The sequence below is a fragment of the Priestia sp. USM5 genome (assembly GCF_058323215.1).
In genome coordinates, this window is sequence record NZ_JBSGKN010000001.1 from 512,046 (window position 1) to 529,806 (window position 17,761).

General features: G+C 39.0%; 19 protein-coding genes. 16 read left to right on the forward strand and 3 right to left on the reverse strand.

The features are described 5' to 3' along the window. Position 1: 1 nt before the first annotated feature. The 3 genes from spoVAEA to lysA all read left to right on the forward strand — a co-directional run bounded on the left by spoVAEA (position 2) and on the right by lysA (position 3,500). On the forward strand, positions 2-568 hold the full coding sequence (gene spoVAEA, locus ACWATA_RS02680) for a stage V sporulation protein SpoVABEA (protein ID WP_014458304.1): 567 nt from the start codon (positions 2-4) through the stop codon (positions 566-568). Next, positions 561-2,042: a spore germination protein gene (locus ACWATA_RS02685; RefSeq protein WP_028411543.1), complete on the forward strand. Its 1,482-nt coding sequence runs from the start codon at positions 561-563 to the stop codon at positions 2,040-2,042. Before spoVAEA ends, ACWATA_RS02685 begins: the two co-directional genes overlap by 8 nt. Positions 2,043-2,180: 138 nt before the next feature. Continuing rightward, positions 2,181-3,500, forward strand: coding sequence for a diaminopimelate decarboxylase (gene lysA / locus ACWATA_RS02690; RefSeq protein WP_028411542.1), 1,320 nt, complete (start codon positions 2,181-2,183; stop codon positions 3,498-3,500). A gap of 47 nt (positions 3,501-3,547) precedes the next feature. Here lysA and ACWATA_RS02695 read toward each other — a convergent pair whose 3' ends face one another. Then, positions 3,548-4,423, reverse strand: a complete 876-nt coding sequence (locus ACWATA_RS02695) for a DUF1002 domain-containing protein (RefSeq protein ID WP_014458307.1) — start codon at positions 4,421-4,423, stop codon at positions 3,548-3,550. Between the two features lie 389 nt (positions 4,424-4,812). Between ACWATA_RS02695 and ACWATA_RS02700 the strand changes: the two genes are divergently transcribed. Both ACWATA_RS02700 and ACWATA_RS02705 read left to right on the forward strand, forming a co-directional pair. After that, the gene (locus ACWATA_RS02700; RefSeq protein WP_013059064.1) at positions 4,813-5,247 is read left to right on the forward strand and encodes a peptidylprolyl isomerase; all 435 of its coding nucleotides are present in this window, start codon (positions 4,813-4,815) and stop codon (positions 5,245-5,247) included. Between the two features lie 244 nt (positions 5,248-5,491). Further along, positions 5,492-5,845, forward strand: a complete 354-nt coding sequence (locus tag ACWATA_RS02705) for a GNAT family N-acetyltransferase (RefSeq protein WP_013059063.1) — start codon at positions 5,492-5,494, stop codon at positions 5,843-5,845. 75 nt (positions 5,846-5,920) lie between these two features. Here the strand turns inward: ACWATA_RS02705 and ACWATA_RS02710 are convergent, their stop codons facing one another. Together ACWATA_RS02710 and ACWATA_RS02715 are read right to left on the reverse strand one after the other, a co-directional pair. Next, positions 5,921-6,442 (reverse strand): DUF309 domain-containing protein, encoded by a 522-nt coding sequence (locus tag ACWATA_RS02710; RefSeq protein ID WP_028411540.1) that lies wholly within the window; start codon positions 6,440-6,442, stop codon positions 5,921-5,923. Positions 6,443-6,574: 132 nt separating this feature from the next. Next, positions 6,575-6,673 carry a YjcZ family sporulation protein gene (locus ACWATA_RS02715; protein WP_170836726.1) on the reverse strand — a complete coding sequence of 33 codons (99 nt, stop codon included), beginning with the start codon at positions 6,671-6,673 and terminating at the stop codon, positions 6,575-6,577. 198 nt (positions 6,674-6,871) lie between these two features. Here ACWATA_RS02715 and ACWATA_RS02720 point away from each other — a divergent pair, with 198 nt between their 5' ends. The 11 genes from ACWATA_RS02720 (at position 6,872) to ACWATA_RS02770 (ending at position 17,758) form a co-directional block, all read left to right on the forward strand. Beyond that, complete coding sequence (locus ACWATA_RS02720; RefSeq protein ID WP_013059060.1) at positions 6,872-7,627, forward strand: segregation/condensation protein A; 756 nt, start codon at positions 6,872-6,874, stop codon at positions 7,625-7,627. Further along, positions 7,624-8,196, forward strand: a complete 573-nt coding sequence (scpB, locus tag ACWATA_RS02725) for an SMC-Scp complex subunit ScpB (RefSeq protein WP_473049563.1) — start codon at positions 7,624-7,626, stop codon at positions 8,194-8,196. The genes ACWATA_RS02720 and scpB overlap by 4 nt, the downstream gene beginning before the upstream one ends. A gap of 117 nt (positions 8,197-8,313) precedes the next feature. Then, entirely contained in the window at positions 8,314-9,462 is a 1,149-nt protein-coding gene (locus ACWATA_RS02730) for a D-alanyl-D-alanine carboxypeptidase family protein (RefSeq protein ID WP_033579737.1), read from the forward strand. Then, the gene (locus tag ACWATA_RS02735) at positions 9,455-10,054 is read left to right on the forward strand and encodes a nucleoside recognition domain-containing protein (RefSeq protein ID WP_013059057.1); all 600 of its coding nucleotides are present in this window, start codon (positions 9,455-9,457) and stop codon (positions 10,052-10,054) included. Before ACWATA_RS02730 ends, ACWATA_RS02735 begins: the two co-directional genes overlap by 8 nt. Continuing rightward, positions 10,051-10,584: a spore maturation protein gene (locus ACWATA_RS02740; RefSeq protein WP_013084923.1), complete on the forward strand. Its 534-nt coding sequence runs from the start codon at positions 10,051-10,053 to the stop codon at positions 10,582-10,584. The genes ACWATA_RS02735 and ACWATA_RS02740 overlap by 4 nt, the downstream gene beginning before the upstream one ends. An 86-nt stretch (positions 10,585-10,670) precedes the next feature. Then, the gene (locus ACWATA_RS02745; protein ID WP_028411537.1) at positions 10,671-11,396 is read left to right on the forward strand and encodes a pseudouridine synthase; all 726 of its coding nucleotides are present in this window, start codon (positions 10,671-10,673) and stop codon (positions 11,394-11,396) included. A gap of 198 nt (positions 11,397-11,594) precedes the next feature. Further along, the gene (gene resA, locus ACWATA_RS02750) at positions 11,595-12,116 is read left to right on the forward strand and encodes a thiol-disulfide oxidoreductase ResA (RefSeq protein ID WP_028411536.1); all 522 of its coding nucleotides are present in this window, start codon (positions 11,595-11,597) and stop codon (positions 12,114-12,116) included. A gap of 12 nt (positions 12,117-12,128) precedes the next feature. After that, entirely contained in the window at positions 12,129-13,751 is a 1,623-nt protein-coding gene (resB, locus tag ACWATA_RS02755) for a cytochrome c biogenesis protein ResB (protein ID WP_028411535.1), read from the forward strand. Positions 13,752-13,762: 11 nt separating this feature from the next. Then, complete coding sequence (ccsB, locus tag ACWATA_RS02760; protein ID WP_034270935.1) at positions 13,763-14,941, forward strand: c-type cytochrome biogenesis protein CcsB; 1,179 nt, start codon at positions 13,763-13,765, stop codon at positions 14,939-14,941. 328 nt (positions 14,942-15,269) lie between these two features. Beyond that, positions 15,270-15,986: a response regulator transcription factor gene (locus ACWATA_RS02765; protein ID WP_013059051.1), complete on the forward strand. Its 717-nt coding sequence runs from the start codon at positions 15,270-15,272 to the stop codon at positions 15,984-15,986. Then, positions 15,986-17,758 (forward strand): ATP-binding protein, encoded by a 1,773-nt coding sequence (locus ACWATA_RS02770; RefSeq protein WP_033579740.1) that lies wholly within the window; start codon positions 15,986-15,988, stop codon positions 17,756-17,758. The genes ACWATA_RS02765 and ACWATA_RS02770 overlap by 1 nt, the downstream gene beginning before the upstream one ends. Positions 17,759-17,761 lie beyond the last annotated feature (3 nt).

The following is a 17,761-nucleotide window of genomic DNA, read 5'->3' on the forward strand; positions in this document are numbered from 1 at the left end:
TATGAAAAAAAGAAGGATCATTATTGTAACCGATGGCGATGAATATGCGCGCAAAGCAATTGAGCATGTAGCTAAATCCGTTGGTGGCAGGTGCATTTCGAGGTCATATGGAAACCCTACTACGTTAACAGGGAGTCAAACGGTAGATTTAATTCTTCAAGCACCATATGATCCCGTCTTTGTGATGTTCGACGATAGCGGTTTCTTAGAGGAAGGACCTGGGGAAATTGCTTTGCTGCATGTAGCAAAGCATCCTCAAGTAGAAGTTCTTGGAGTGATTGCCGTTGCATCACGTACTCATCAAAGCGAATGGACAAGAGTGGATGTGACCATTGATCGTTTTGGGGAAATATCGCATTACGGCGTGGATAAAAGCGGAATTCAAGAGTTAGAAGTCGGACGAATTAATGGAGATACAGTTTACTGCTTGGATCAGCTCGATATTCCCTTAGTTGTAGGAATAGGAGATATCGGCAAAATGGCTAGGATGGATGATGTCAAACTGGGATGTCCTATTACTGAAAAAGCAGCAAGACTTATTTTAGAAAGGAGCGGTTCGTTTGGGTAAGCTAGCAGAGAAGAAAACAGCTATTTTTTCAAAAGTGCAAAAAAACGATCAGTGGTTCAAGGAAAACGCTAGTATGAACACAAGCTTTGATGTGGGCGTACGTAAACTGCTTATTTTGGATCGAGAAGTTCATATTTACTACGTAACGGGGCTGTGTGATAGTTCATTTATTATTGAAATTGCAAAAGTACTCATTCAAATTAATGATAATGAAGTTGAACGAGCAAAGTTAAAGGATATTGTTGAAAACCGTCTTATTCATCAGCAAGTCAAGCCTTTAAAGACGCTGGATGATGGAATGGTATCGGTTTTATCAGGACTGCTATTCGTTTTAATTGACGGTGAAGAAGTTGGCTTTGAAGTCGATGTGCGTACATATCCTGGCAGATCCCCTGAAGAAGCGGATACAGAGAAAGTGATTCGCGGAGCACGAGATGGATACACTGAAAACATCATTATCAATACAGCGTTAACAAGAAGACGAATTCGTGACGGAAGATTTCGTTTTGAAATTATGAAGGTAGGCGAACGATCAAAACTGGACGTAGCGATTGGGTACATAAATGGCGTAGCTGATCCAGGGCTGGTTAAACTGATAAAAGATGAACTGGAAGCAATTGATATAGATGGTTTGCCGATGGCTGACAAATCAATTGAAGAGTTTTTAGTCAAACAAGGAATTAATCCTTTTCCAATGGTACGCTATACAGAACGTCCGGACACAGCAGCAGCTCATGTGCTGGAAGGGCATGTGATTATTATTACCGATACGTCTCCAAGCGTTATTATTACGCCAACTACGCTGTTTCATCACGTGCAGCATGCGGAAGAATACAGGCAGGCTCCTTCTGTCGGTACGTTTATCCGCTGGATACGGTTTTTAGGAATTCTTGCTTCTCTTTTCTTATTACCGTTATGGCTGTTATTTGTACTTGAGCCAGACTTGCTGCCGTCAAAATTGCAGTTTATTGGGCCAAACGAAGCAACAAATATTCCAACTGTTGTTCAAATTTTCCTAGCTGATTTTGGGATTGAATTTCTGAGGATGGCGGCCATTCATACGCCGACGCCGCTTGCCACGGCGATGGGCTTGATTGCCGCTGCGCTTATTGGGCAAATTGCTATTGATGTAGGTCTTTTTGTTCCCGAGGTTATTTTGTATGTGGCTATTGCAGCAATTGGTTCATTCGCGACGCCAAGCTATGAGTTAGCGGTAGCAAATAAAATGCTGCGATTGTTTCTGTTAATTTTCGTGGCGGCCTTTCATACTCCAGGGTTTCTTATTGCGACAACGTGTATCATTCTCTACATGGCGCGACTAAAATCATTAAATACGCCTTATTTGTGGCCGTTTCTTCCATTTAATCCGCAGGCTTTGTGGCAGATTCTCATCCGCACACCGGTTCCTGGAGCGAATCCGCGACCTAGTATTGTGCATCCGCAGGATAAAGACCGCCAGCCTGCAAAACCTTAAACAAAATATGTGGTTGAAACCTGTATGAAGATGTGATAAATTTGTTTTAAATATGGAAAATAATAAATATTTAGACAGTTAGCAGCGAATTGCCGTTAACTGTCTTTTTTACACTATACACAGGAACGGGGTCTAAACATGTTTTTACACGGAACAAGTCGCATAAATAAGCAGGGGCATCTTGAAATTGGTGGAGTTGATACGGTTGAATTAGCATCAAATTTTGGGACACCCCTTTACGTATATGACGTGGCTTTAATTCGGCAGCGTGCTAGAGGATTTAAAGAAACATTTGAAAAGCATGGGGTAAAAGCACAGGTCGCTTATGCAAGCAAAGCTTTTTCGACAATTGCAATGGTCCAAGTCGTTCATGAAGAAGGTCTTTCGTTAGACGTTGTTTCGGGGGGAGAACTGTATACGGCTTTAGCAGCTGACTTTCCAAAAGAACGGATTCATTTTCACGGAAACAATAAAAGCCGAGCAGAACTAGAAATGGCCGTCAAAGAAGATGTAGGATGCATTGTAGTTGATAATTTTTATGAAATTGCATTGCTTGAGGAAATAACGGAACAGTATCAAAAAAAGATGCCTGTTCTTCTCAGATTAACACCTGGAATTGAAGCTCATACACATGATTATATCTTGACAGGGCAAGAAGACTCGAAGTTTGGATTTGATCTTCAAAACGGTCAAGCAGACGAAGCTGTGCGTCTTGTGCAAAATAGCAAGGGGCTAGAACTTTTAGGTATTCACTGTCATATAGGATCGCAAATTTTTGAAACAACGGGATTTATTATGGCGACTCAAAAGCTTTTTGCAAAAATGAAAGAGTGGAAACAACGTATAAAATTTGTTCCGCAAGTATTAAATTTAGGCGGGGGTTTTGGCATTCGTTATACGGAAGAAGATCAGCCTATCCCTGTTTCTCAGTATGTGGAGGTTATTATAGAAGAGGTCAAAAAGCAGTCCAAACAGTTAGAAGTAGAAATTCCTGAAATTTGGATTGAGCCCGGGCGCTCTCTTGTAGGAGATGCTGGAACGACCCTGTATTCAATCGGTTCTCGTAAACACGTACCGAATGTACGTGAATATGTAGCGATTGATGGAGGCATGAACGACAATATTCGTCCCGCACTGTATCAAGCGAAATATGAAGCGGTCATTGCCAATCGAATGAATGATGAGAGTGATGAGCTCGTATCCATCGCAGGTAAGTGCTGCGAATCGGGGGATATGCTGATGTGGGATGTACATCTTCCAAAAGCAAACCCAGATGATTTATTAGCGATGTTTTGTACAGGCGCATACGGTTATTCTATGGCAAGTCACTATAACCGTTTGCCAAAGCCAGCTGTCGTGTTCGTAGAAGATGGAGAAGCACAGCTAGTCGTAAAACGCGAAACGTATGAAGACATTGTAAAAAATGACGTGAAATACAAAGTGACGGTAAAAAAGTAACGAGTGATTAACGTAAAAAAAGAGCCTCTTGTTCAAGAGGCTCTTTTTTATGAGAATAACGATTTAATAGCATCAATAATATCAACAAAGAATTGCTTTAATTTATCAAGAAATGATTGGCCTTCTTCTGACTGAAGAAATGTTGTTACTTTTTCCTTTGTCGCAGAAAGCTGGTCTTTTACTTGGTTCCAATCGATGTTCATATCTTTTAACCGATTGAAAAAGTCAACCAGTGTATTAAGCTCTGAATCTGTTAATTTAATACCTAAATCATCAGCCACGCGCTGAATTAACGTGCGTAAATCGTCCTTTGTTTGAGGATTTTCTTTAGCAATTTCTTCTTTAATCGTTGCCATAAACTGCGCTGCTTTTTCTTTACCGATTTTTTCACCAAGTTCAGATGTTTGAACCATCTCTTCGTTGGCTGCTTTTTTTACTTCTTCTGGGATTTTTTGATCTGTTTGAACTTCATATGCTTTCATAATACCTGTTAAAGCGGCTGTACCAGATACTTCAAATGGAGCAGTAATCTGGATTTTTGCATCTTTAACGCCGGCGGTCATTAAAGCATTAATATACATGTCATCTGTAATACCATTAATATTTTGAGTTGATACGCTTAAACCAGAATCTTTTGAGCCAAGGGTAATACTAGAAGATGAAATAGCACGAGATCCAATAGTAGCCTTTGGAATAAAGTCACCTAAGTATTCATGCTCTTCTTGGTTTGTCACGGTTACTGTTTGAGCATTGCTTGGTGCATCAAGGTCATTTAATACCTGTTGCTTCTGAGAGCTGGTTAAGTCCTGACCTAATGTAATAATCACATCGCCCGGAGCAGCATCTGCAAAACTTTTTAAGGGTGCGGTTAGGAATAGAAGAAGACCTAATGTCACCATCATTGCTTTTATCGTTAATTTCAAACCTTTTTCCTCCTTTAATCCCATACTTGCCCTATTATAATACGGGCAGGTCTGAAGTAACAGAGCCAATTCATCATTTTCCCATAAATCAGTCTAGAGGCGTAGATTTCTATATAAAATGAAATCTATGTATCTCCATCACTGTATTAGACGGATGATACTATAAAAAGTTTCATCTCACAACTACTATTTTTTATTTAGAGCCCTACGAGAAGAAAGTGAAAAAGTGCATTCATTGAATTCATGAGCTTGTTTGTAGTAGAATAGAGTGAGTTTATAAATGTAAGTGTTCTGCCTCTAGGTGGCATTTACAACTTTTACGTTTTGCCGCTTTGACGGGGAAGATAGAGCCTGTAGCGGTACTAATACATATATTGGAGGTCATTTATATGAAAAAAGCAAGTATTTTAATGGAAAATGGTGAAAAAATTCTAATCGATTTATTTCCGAACGAAGCACCAGGAACAGTAGAAAACTTTGAAAAGTTAGCTAATGAAGGATTCTACAACGGCGTAACGTTCCACCGCGTTATCCCTGGATTTGTTTCTCAAGGAGGAGACCCAACTGGTACAGGTGCTGGCGGCCCTGGCTATTCAATTAAATGTGAAACAGAAGGAAACCCTCACAAACACGAAGCGGGTTCTCTATCAATGGCGCATGCTGGTAAAGACACAGGCGGCAGTCAGTTCTTTCTTGTTCATGAGCCACAGCCTCATTTGAACGGTGTTCACACTGTATTTGGAAAAGTAACAGAAGGACTTGATACAGTGTTGAAAATGAAAAATGGCGACGTAATGAAAGAAGTAAAAGTCTGGGAAGAATAAGAGCATACTGCTATAAATGGATATCAGCTAATAAAACGTCATAACAACCTTTTACAGGGGGTTACGGCGTTTTTTCTTCGCGCAACAGCTCAAAAAGCGTAATAGATTAGGTTTCTCATACACGCGTGACATATGACAAGCTTTTGTGTAATATTGCTATTTACTTATAAATTTTGTATGATAAAAGCAGTAAAAAACGCAGCGCATTAATTTGTAGGAAAGTTTGAGGACGAGGGAGAATCGTATGCTTATTCGCTATAAACGAAACTATGAAAAAATTGCCATGGGTCTTCTATCGTTTGTACCTACGGAAAAAGATTTAAAAAAACTTCAACAAACGATGAAAGAATATGAGCAAAACGAACATTGGCAGCTGTATCTTTGGAAGCAAGAAGAAGATATTATTGGAATTGTTGGCATTTCCATGCTCGATAAAAGTTTGATTGAGGTTCAACACGTCAGTGTAAACCCTTCACACCGCCAACAGGGCATTGGCAAAAAAATGATTAAAGCTCTTAAAGAAATGTATACGACTGCACAAATTAAGCCGAGTGAAATCATCGCTCCTTTTTATGAAAAGTGTCAGGCGGATGAATAAAGAAAAGCATGATTAGTTGAGGTGCGAAAGCGTCTTTCACATCTTAGTCATCATAAAACAACAGGTAGCTTCTAGCTACCTGTTGTTTTGTTTTGCCAATAAGTTCGCTTGTCTTTCCGCAATCACATCTGAACGATCTCGTGTACTGTGACGATGAACAATCGCATCATTTTGCAGATTAGAAGCTGATAACCAGACAAGCTGTTTATCAGTGCTTCTTCGTTTGCAAGCTCGTAATAATGCTGGATCTTCAATAGGTAAGTTAATGCTTTTATATGGCTGATAGGTATCGATTAAAGCTAATTGTTTGCGAAGAAGTTTAAGCAGTGAAGGATAATTAAGTCCAAGCTGTGCAATGTTTTCTTCTTCCTTCGTTAAAATTGCCAGTGCCTTTTGCATCGTTCTTTTGGCTCCGGCGAAATTTTGACGTCGATGATGATAGAGTGAAACAGCAATTTGAATAAGGCCAACCCAAATAATATTGCGGTGTCCTCTTTCGTCTTTTTTCCAGTGTTCTTCTAGCAGTTCATGGCATTCAAAGTAATCCCGGTCGCCATGAAAATGAACTAAATAATCAATATAGGCTTGTGAATACAATCTTGTTCCCTCCTGGTAAGACTCTATATGTAGTGTATCACAAAAATTAGCTATTCATCAGCGCTGTGCCTTTAAAGAGACAAACGTGCTCAAGGTATGGCGAACACGTTTGTTTTTATTCAATATGTGTGGTTAGAAGCGTAAGCAAGAACAACCAACAATAATTAATAAAATAAACAGTACAACAATTAAAGCGAAACCGCTACCGTATCCACAAGATTTTTCACCCATGCGAGTTCCTCCTTCAGCCATTTGAAAATGTTATTACCTTGACATCATATGTATGTTTAAACTTTTTGTATGGGCAAATGACCTATTTTTACGTTAATTTGTATTGGACATGTGTCTATAATCCTCTATACTAATGATAGTAACGTTATATAAAGCAGCAGAAATGATAAGCAATTGAAAAGTGTTGGTGAGATAAAAGTGGAGTACAGTGTAAAAGTAGATGCGTTTGAAGGACCTTTAGATCTTCTTCTGCATTTAATTAACCGATTTGAAATTGATATTTACGATATCCCAGTAGCGACAATTACTGAGCAATATATGATGTTTATACATACAATGAATGAGCTTCAGCTAGACGTTGCCAGTGAGTATCTAGTCATGGCAGCAACTTTGCTTCAAATTAAAAGTAAAATGCTTCTGCCTACGTATGAAGAAGATATGGATGAAATTGAAATGGTCGATGAAGAAGATCCGCGTGAAGAATTGATGCAGCGCTTAATTGAATATCGAAAGTTTAAAGAAGCGGCAGTAGAGCTTCAAAAGCTGGAAGAAGACCAAAGTCATGTGTATACAAAACCTCCAAGTAATGTGCAAATAAATGCAGAAGAACGTACGCAGCCTCAGGACGAAGGGTTGGATATATCACTGTATGATATGCTAAGTGCTTTTCAAAAGTTAATGAAACGAAAGCAAAACAAAAAGCCTATGCAGACGAAAATAGCAAGACAAGATATTCCAATTGACAAGCGCATGAGTGAAATTGTGAATGAATTAAAAGCCTTTAAAGGGAAAAAAAGTTTTTATCAGCTGTTTCCTTATCAAGAGCGTGATCATATTGTTGTAACGTTTTTAGCTGTGCTGGAATTAATGAAAGAAAATGAAATCGTTGTGGAACAGCAGCACAATCTAGACGAGCTTTATGTATCGTATCGAGAAAGGAATGAAGAGGAATGACAACGAATAATCTACAGGCTATTATTGAGAGCTTACTTTTTGTTTCTGGTGATGAAGGTCTGTCTATTAGCCGGTTAGCTGAGATTATAGAAAAGCCTCATGAAGACATTCAAGGTGCTTTGGAAAGCTTAGAGCAAGAGTGTAAGTTCAGAGGAGTTACACTTGTTGAAATAGGCGGGGCCTATCAGCTTGTTACAAAAAAAGAGCATGCACCATATATTGAGAAGCTCGTAGAAGCTCCTGCTAATCAATCATTGTCACAAGCAGCGCTTGAAACGTTAGCTATTGTAGCTTATAAGCAGCCAATTACAAGAGCTGAAATCGAAGAGATTCGCGGAGTGAAAACGGAAAAACCTCTTCAAACTTTAATTGGAAAGGTTCTGTTAAAAGAAGTGGGACGAGCGGAAGGCGCAGGGCGTGCCATCTTATACGGAACGACAAAAGAATTTTTAGGCTATTTTGGGCTTAAAAGTATCGAAGAGCTGCCGCCGCTTCCAGAAGATTTGTTACAAGAAGCAACCGATCAAGAGGCAGATTTATTTTTTCAATCGTTTCAAGAAATGAAGTGAAACCGTAAAAGAACATAGAGTTTTTCTATGTTCTTTTTTGTATGGACAAATCTTTTCATTCATAACCAAAAAAGACGAGCATAAACTTGTACAAACAGGTAGAGGGACGGGGATGACATGAAAAGAAGCAAAAAAAGTATCATCTATCTATTTATTGTATTGCTATGTCTCAGCGGTTGGCCTTCCGTATCATCTGCAGCAGGTAGCGTAAGTGCTCATAGTGCTATTTTGATGGAACAGAAGTCAGGAAGAGTGTTATACGCTAAAAATGCAGATCAAGTTAGCCGAATTGCTAGCATCACAAAAATTATGACAGCAATACTGGCGATTGAATCTGGCAAAATAAATAAAAAAGTTACCGTTAGCCACAACGCAGTTGGCGTTGAAGGTTCTTCTGTGTATTTAGTTGAAGGTGAAAAAATAAAATTAAAAGATTTAGTGTATGGCTTGATGCTTCGCTCAGGTAATGATGCTGCTGTAGCTATCGCAGAAGCCGTTGGAGGAAGCGAAGATGGATTTGTTTATTTGATGAATAAAAAAGCAGAAGAAATTGGCATGACGAATACAACATTTCAAAATCCGCATGGATTAGACGATCATGAAAATCATCGCTCAACAGCGCACGATATGGCTCTGCTTATGCGCTATGCAATGAATAATAAAATTTTCAAAGAGATTTCAGGAACAAAAGTCTATCGAATGAAGCACCCTGAAGAGAAATGGGATCGAGTGTGGAAAAACAAAAATAAACTGCTGACAACACTATATGCATACTGTACTGGCGGAAAAACAGGATATACAAAATTAGCAAAACGAACGCTTGTGACAACTGCTACAAAAGATGGAATGGATTTAATCGCCGTAACGATTAATGCGCCAGATGATTGGAACGATCACATTTCCATGTATGAAAATGCATTTGATAAATATGATATGACCAGTTTAGCTGCAAAAGGCGAATTGGCAGATATAAAAGATTCTTTCTATAAAGATCAGTTGTATATTAAACGAAATGTCGTCTATCCTCTTACAAAGAAAGAACAGAGCTCTGTAGAAGTGAAAACAACGTTAATTCAGCCTAAAAAGCAGTGGGAAGAAACAGGGAAAGTTCCTAATGTTGTAGGGAAGCTCGATATTTATAGAAGTGGAGAAACGATTGACAGTGTTCCTATTTATTTCGAAAAGCAGGCCGAGCAGCAAGAAGGTTTCTTTAATCGAGTGAAGCGATTAATGTTTATTCAGTCTGGAGCCAAAACAGATGGTTAATATTATTTGGATGCTGCTGACCATTATCGGAATTGTTTTTGCAATTATAAATGGGAAAATTGGTGATGTAAACAAAGCAATTTTTCAAGGAGCAGGCGAAGCGGTGACCATCAGCATTGGATTAATCAGCGTGCTGGTCTTTTGGTTAGGTATGATGAATATTGCTCAAAGTGCAGGGCTTCTCGACAAGTTAGCGAAACTATTTCGACCCATTATTACTAGACTTTTCCCTGATGTTCCAAAAGATCATCCGGCCTTAGGATACATATTGTCCAATATGATGGCGAATATGTTTGGGCTGGGGAATGCGGCAACTCCTCTTGGTATTAAAGCGATGGAGCAGCTTAAAAAACTGAACGGCGACAGAGACGAAGCAAGCCGTTCTATGATCACACTTTTAGCACTTAACACAACCAGTTTAACGCTTATACCGACCACAGTTATTGCCATTCGAATTACGTATAACTCGGCTAATCCTACTGAAATTGTGGGTACTACGCTTTTAGCAACTGTTGTAGCTACGATAGGAGCTATCATCATCGATCGCTTCTTTTATTATCGACGTACGCGAAAAGGAGGAAAACGAAAATGACGATGCTTAATCAAGTATCATTGATGTTTATTCCTCTTATCGTAGGCTGTATTTTACTTTATGGAACCTACAAAAAAATTCCTACGTATGAAAAGTTTGTAGAGGGAGGGAAAGACGGATTACAAATTGCTTTTTCCATCATTCCTTACTTAGTCGGCATGTTAGTGAGCATCTCTATTTTTCGAGCTTCAGGAGCCCTTGATTTTTTCTTATCTGTTTTAAAACCTATGCTGCAAGCAGTCGGCGTTCCGGCTGAAATTGTACCTTTAGCTCTTATTAAACCGATATCTGGAACGGCTGCCCTTGGTATCACAACGGATCTAATTTCTACATATGGACCTGATTCTTTTATCGGTCGTTTGGCATCGACCATGCAGGGAAGTACAGATACCACGTTTTATATTTTAACGGTTTATTTCGGAGCAGTAGGTATTAAAAAAATGGGAGATGCGCTGAAGGTTGGTTTACTGGCGGATTTGGTAGGGATTATTGCATCAGTTGTGATCGTAATCCTTGTATTTGGCCGGTAAGAAATCGAAAATTCTACCTCTGTGTGGCAAATAGACTTGTGTATTACTTCGTAAACAAGTAAGATGTTACAAGAGGTGAAGTGTTAATGGAACGATTACAAAAAGTGATTGCTCACGCAGGTGTAGCATCAAGACGTAAAGCTGAAGAATTAATCGGCCAAGGCCGAGTGAAAGTAAATGGAAAAGTTGTAAAAGAATTGGGCACGAAAGTAGGTCCTAACGATAAAATTGAAGTAGACGAAGTGCCGGTAGAAAGCGAAGCGCCCGTTTATTTTATGCTATACAAACCAAGAGGCGTGATTTCAGCTGCTAACGACGACAAAGGAAGAAAAACAGTCGTTGACTTCTTTCCGCATGTAGAAGAAAGAATTTACCCGATTGGACGTCTGGACTATGATACGTCGGGTCTACTTCTTTTAACAAATGATGGTGAATTTGCTAATCAGCTAATGCACCCGAAATTTGAAGTGGATAAAGTGTATGTAGCTAAAATTAAAGGAATCCCAAGTCGTGAAAGCATCAGACAGCTGCAACGCGGAGTGATGCTTGAAGACGGAAAAACAGCACCAGCTCGTGCAAAAGTTCTTTCCATTGATAAAAGCAAGCAGACGGCGATCGTAGAACTGACGATTCACGAAGGGAAAAATCGTCAAGTACGTCGCATGTTCGATGCAATCGGACATTCTGTATTAAAGTTAAAACGTGAGCGCTACGGACCTTTAGACTTACGCGGATTAAATGCAGGAGAAGCACGCGAGCTTACGGCTCATGAAGTCAAACAATTATATTCAATGTCTCAAACAGGTAAGTAATTTTCACTTACCTGTTTTTTTTATGAAAAATGTCGTGAATTAGAAAATCAAGCAAGGTTTTTTGAAAAAATGTCGAACTTGTAGAATGAGAGGAAGACTTCACAGAAACGTCGAAATATTATCGGAAAGCCACTACCAAAAAAATGATATAATGGTAGAAAAAAAGCGTATTGAAAGCGGTTAAAAGGAGTTCGTGCTATGAAAAAAAAGCGCTTGATTATTCGAACAGTTATATTAGCAGTTTTACTGTGCGCGGTTGGATATACCCTTTATGCTCAATTTTTTGCTGATAAACAAAAGGTATCGGTAGGAGATGAGGCACCTGACTTTATATTAAGAGATATTAATGGAGAAACTCATCAGCTATCAGATTACAAAGGCAAAGGAGTTTTTTTGAATTTTTGGGGAACATGGTGCAAGCCCTGTAAACAAGAGATGCCGGCGATGGAAAAGCAGTATGCAGCATATAAAAAGCAAGGCGTTGAAATTTTAGCTGTTAACGTTGCAGAAACGAATATAGCGGTAGAGCAGTTTGCTAAACAGTATGGGCTATCTTTTCCAATTTTGATGGATAAAGATTCACAAGTGTTGGGTGCGTACGGGATAGATCCTCTTCCGACTACGTTTTTAATTGATAAAAACGGAAAGATTGTAGACAGCTTTATTGGCGGATTAGAAGAATCTAAAATAAAAGAATATATGGAAGAAATTAAACCATAGGGAGTGTTGACAATGAAACACGTAAAATGTGAATGTGGACACGTTAACCCGCATGGTACGATTTTGTGTGAAGCCTGTGGTAAACCAATTGCAGAAGAAACAACTGAAAAATTAGTAGATATGCGTTATGAAGGAAGCGCAAGGCGATCGCAAACGTACAATAAAACAGTTATCGATAAAATATGGAATTTTTTCTCTTCTGTAAAGGTAGGCATTTGGATCATTATTGTGACGCTTGTTGCGTCTGCAGTCGGAACCATTTATCCTCAAGAAGCTTACATACCTCCTAATGTGACAGCAGGTGAGTATTATCAAAAGGAATATGGATGGACAGGAGAGCTTTATTATAAGTTAGGTTTTCATCATCTCTATGAATCGTGGTGGTACTTGCTTTTAATTGCTGCTTTAGGAATGTCGTTAGTCATTTGCAGTTTAGATCGAGTAGTGCCTTTGTACCGAGCTCTAAAAAAGCAGAGTGTAACAAAACATCCAAACTTCTTAAAGAGACAGCGTTTATACAGCACTTCATCATCGTGGACGGATCAAGATTATGAACATGTAAAAAGCATGCTGAAAAAAAGAAGATACTCTATTCGCGAAGAAAAGGGCAATCTGCTGGCTGAAAAAGGACGCTTCTCAAGATGGGGTCCATACGTTAATCATATCGGTCTCATTATCTTTTTACTAGGTGCTATGCTTAGATTTGTACCAGGTATGTATATAGATGAAGTTCTTTGGATCCGTGAAGGTGAAACAAAAGTTATTCCTGGGACGAACGGAGAGTATTTTTTGAAAAACCATCGTTTTACTGTGGAAACGTATGATAAAGATAGCGAAAGCGCCGTGTTTCAAGAAGCAATTGATCGTGCAGGGAATAATAAAGTAGCCAAAAAATATGAAGCGGATGTTAGTCTGTATAAGCGCGAAGGAAAGCTTATACCGGGAGCAGATCCAAAGCTAAAGAAAATAAAAGATTCAGAGATTCGTGTGAATCAGCCGCTTAAGTTTGAAGGATATGCCATGTACCAAGTGGACTTCAAGTTAAATGAGTTTAGCTCTATGTCTTTCCATTTAACAGATAAAAATGCAAATAAAAACGTTGGTTCACTTACAGTAGATTTACATAATCCAAAAGCAACATATGATTTAAAAAACGGATATAAAGTCAAGCTCATGAGCTACTTTCCAGACTTTTTCTTTGATGATGAAGGAAACCCAAATACAAAAACAAGAGTGCCTAACAACCCGGCTTTTGTATTTAAAATGATTACGCCTCAGCATAAAAAAGGCGAAGTTGCTTTTGTTGGAATTAGAGAGAACTTGGAACCACTAGGAAATAACGATTATAAAATGACCTTTGCTGGTGTGGAAACGAAAAATGTAACGGGATTAACCGTTCGCAGAGACTATACGCTTTGGTTTTTAGGGATTGGCGGAGCCATCTTTATGATTGGTGTGATTCAAGGGATGTATTGGAATCATCGCCGCATGTGGATTCAAAAAGTCAATAATGAGATATGGTTGGCCGCACATACAAATAAAAACTGGTATGGTCTTAAAAAAGAATTAAATGGTTTATTAGAATCCACATCCCTCACACAGCTGAAGGACCAAAATGATAAAGAAACAAAATAGGAGGAAAAAGCATGGATTACGCGAGTATAAGTAGTAATTTACTGTATGTGGCGTTTATTGCTTATTTAGTTGCAACCTTTTTTTTCGGAGGAGCTATTCGAGATAAGCGAGCAGCTCAAAAGAAAACAAAGTGGGCAACGTTTGGAATTGCGGTTACCATCATCGGTTTTATTGCACAGATTGGCTATTTCATTACAAGGTGGATTGCATCAGGCCACGCTCCTGTTAGTAATTTATTTGAATTTACGACGTTTTTTGGCATGATGCTTGTTGGCGCATTTATTGTTATTTACTTTATTTATCGTCTTAGCATGCTTGGACTTTTTGCCTTGCCGGTGGCTCTTTTAATCATTGCTTATGCAAGCATGTTTCCAACTGAAATTACGCCGCTGATACCAGCTCTCCAGACGAATTGGCTGCATATTCACGTTACAACGGCAGCTACGGGTGAAGCCGTGCTTTCCATTAGCTTTGTTGCAGGATTGATTTATTTAATCAAAACAATTGATCAATCCAAGCGAAATAAAAAAGCATTTTGGCTGGAATTCATCCTGTATACGCTTATTAGTACGCTTGGGTTTGTAGCGGTGACGCTGGCTTTTAATGCGGCTCACTACGAGTCATCATTTAATTGGGTTAATAAAAGTGGCGAACAAGAGCAAGTCGTATATCATATGGTTCCGCTAGTGGGGCCTCATCAAAGTGAGTGGACAGACGGGAACGACATACAGCCGCTTGTTGATATGCCGGCTATTATCAATGCTAAAAAATTAAATACGGTTATTTGGTCGTTAGCCGGTGGGTTTGTCTTATATTGGCTGATTCGTCTTATTTTACGGAAGCGAATTGGAGCCGCGCTGCAGCCGCTTGTGAAGCAGGTAAACAGCGACTTGCTTGATGAAGTAAGCTACAGAGCAGTGGCGATTGGATTTCCTATTTTTACATTAGGAGCACTTATTTTCGCTATGATTTGGGCTCAGATGGCCTGGACGCGCTTTTGGGGATGGGACCCCAAAGAGGTGTGGGCGCTGATCACCTTTTTATTTTATGCCGCTTTTCTTCATCTTCGGCTGTCTAAAGGATGGCACGGTGAAAAATCAGCTTGGCTGGCAGTTGGCGGATTTGCCATCATCATGTTCAACTTAGTGGCCGTGAACCTAGTTATTGCAGGTTTACATTCATATGCGTAACCTTTAAAAATAGAATAGAGGCTGAAATAAAGATATTTTAGTTGAAGAAGATCCGAACGATGAGTTGAGATTCTTGATGGAGAATCACATTTGTTCGGATTTTTTTATTTGCATGGTGAACGGAGGCTTCATATATGTAGTTGCTTCTAGCTCCTGTATTTTATTTGTCCATCTGTAGATTGGATGGATTTCGATATGTCTCAACCTCTTTTTTGAGGAAAAAAGCTATTTTTCATAAAGGTGTTCACGAATTGTCACATTGTTTGGGTAACATAAGTAGAACTCGCCGGTTTTTTTTTGTACACTAAGACTAGGAGGTTGAAAATACATGCAAAACGAACAAAGATTACTGCTAGTAGACGATGAAGATCGCATTAGACGATTGTTAAAAATGTACTTAGAAAAAGAAGGATACATCATTGAAGAAGCAGCCGACGGGCATGAAGCAATCGAAAAAGCGTTACACATAGATTATGATTTGATTGTATTAGATTTAATGATGCCTGGCATAGACGGTATTGAGGTCTGTAAACAAATTCGCGAGAAAAAAGCAACTCCTATTATCATGCTTACAGCTAAAGGTGAAGAAGTAAACAGAGTCCAAGGGTTTGAAGTAGGTACAGATGATTACATCGTTAAGCCGTTTAGCCCAAGAGAAGTGGTTCTTCGCGTAAAAGCACTGCTTCGACGTTCTTCTCAAGCAACGTTTATTCAGCCAGAAACGAGCGTGAAAAACCTCATTGTCTTTGATCACTTAACGATTGATAATGATGCACATCGCGTTACAGCAGACGGAAAAGAAGTTAACTTAACTCCAAAAGAATATGAATTATTATGCTACCTTGCAAAAACGCCAGATAAAGTATACGACAGAGAGCAGCTGCTGCGTGAAGTGTGGCATTATGATTTCTTTGGAGATCTTCGTACGGTAGATACGCACGTCAAGCGTTTGCGTGAAAAGTTAAATCGCGTATCGTCACAAGCGGCGAAAATGATCGTAACCGTTTGGGGAGTAGGGTATAAATTTGAGGTTGAAAATAACTGATGTTTTGGAGAAGTGTAGTTGGTAAACTATGGTTTACTATCCTATTGCTCGTTACGCTTGTTTTATTTATTTTGACCATTTTACTGCTTCAGTTTTTTGAAAATTATCATGTTGTAGACGCAGAAAACCGTTTAACTAAAACGGCTGCTAAAATCTCTACCATTGTGCAGGAAACAGAGGATGAAAAGCTAGGACTATCCATTGCTCGTGAACTTGCAGATCAAGCAAGTGTAGTTATTGTTCAAGATAAAGATTTCTATTGGCATTCCACACATCCTGATAAAGAAAATAAGAAAGCTATTTCGGCCATTGTTAAACAAAACGATCAGCTAAATCAAGTGGTTGAAAAAGGTAAAGTAATACGGGAAAAAATGTACATGACCACAAAGAAAGACACGAGTGATGAGCCTTTAATGTTTGTTGTCGGTGTACCTTTAATGAAAGATAATAAACCGACAGGCGGCGTTTATCTGTATCAATCTCTTTCTGAAATTGAAGAGCCCGCTCAATATACGACTAAGTTCATTTTATTGGCTGCAGGTATTGCTATTATTTTAACTACTATCTTTGCTTTTTTCTTATCCACTCGAATTACAGCACCTCTTAGAAAAATGAGGCAGGCGGCATTTGAAGTAACAAAAGGGAACTTTGATACAAAAGTACCTATTTTAACTCACGATGAAATTGGAGAGTTAGCGATTGCTTTTAATCAAATGGGCAGGCAGTTAAAGTTTAATCTCAATGCGCTCAATCAGGAAAAAGAACAGCTTTCAAGTATTTTAAGCAGTATGGCAGACGGTGTTATTACGTTTAGTAGAGACGGATCGATTTTAATTACCAATCCCCCAGCGGAGCATTTTCTTCAGACTTGGTATTACGAGCAGGATGTGAACAACCAGCAGGTGCCTGAGCTTCCAGCAAACGTCGTGCATTTGTTTCAAACGGTAGTAGAGACTGAAACGGAGCGAAGTGCAGAGTTGAAAATTCAAGGGAAAACGTGGGTCATTTTAATGTCACCGCTCTATAATCAAACGAAAATCCGCGGTGCTGTAGCTGTACTGCGAGACATGTCTGAAGAGCGTAAACTTGATAAATCAAGAAAAGATTTTATTGCAAACGTGTCTCATGAATTGCGTACACCCATTTCTATGCTTCAAGGTTATAGTGAAGCTATTATTGACGATATTGCAAGTACGGATGAAGAAAAGAAAGAAATTGCACAGGTGATTTATGATGAATCACTCCGTATGGGCCGGCTTGTAAATGAACTTTTAGATTTAGCGCGAATGGAAGCGGGACATGTGCAGCTTCACTTAGAATCTGTAGCAATGGTTGAATTTACAGAACGTGTTTTGCGCAAGTTTCAAGGGTTAGCTAAAGAAAAACATATTAAACTGTCTCTTAATGGAAAAATAGAAGATGAATTTGAAGCGATGATTGATTCAGACCGTATGGAACAAGTGCTGACAAACTTAATTGATAATGCCATTCGTCATACGGATGACTACGGAGAAGTAAAGCTGCATCTTGATAAAAGTCAATCCGAAATCCATCTTTCTGTTCAAGATACGGGAGCAGGGATTCCAAAAGAAGATCTTCCGTTTGTATTTGAGCGATTTTATAAAGCTGATAAAGCCAGAACGAGAGGAAAGTCAGGAACTGGTCTTGGGCTTGCGATCGCTAAAAATATCGTGGAGGCACATCAAGGGATTATTGCAGTTGAAAGTGAATTAAATGAAGGAACAACTTTCTTTATCAAACTGCCAAAGTAAACA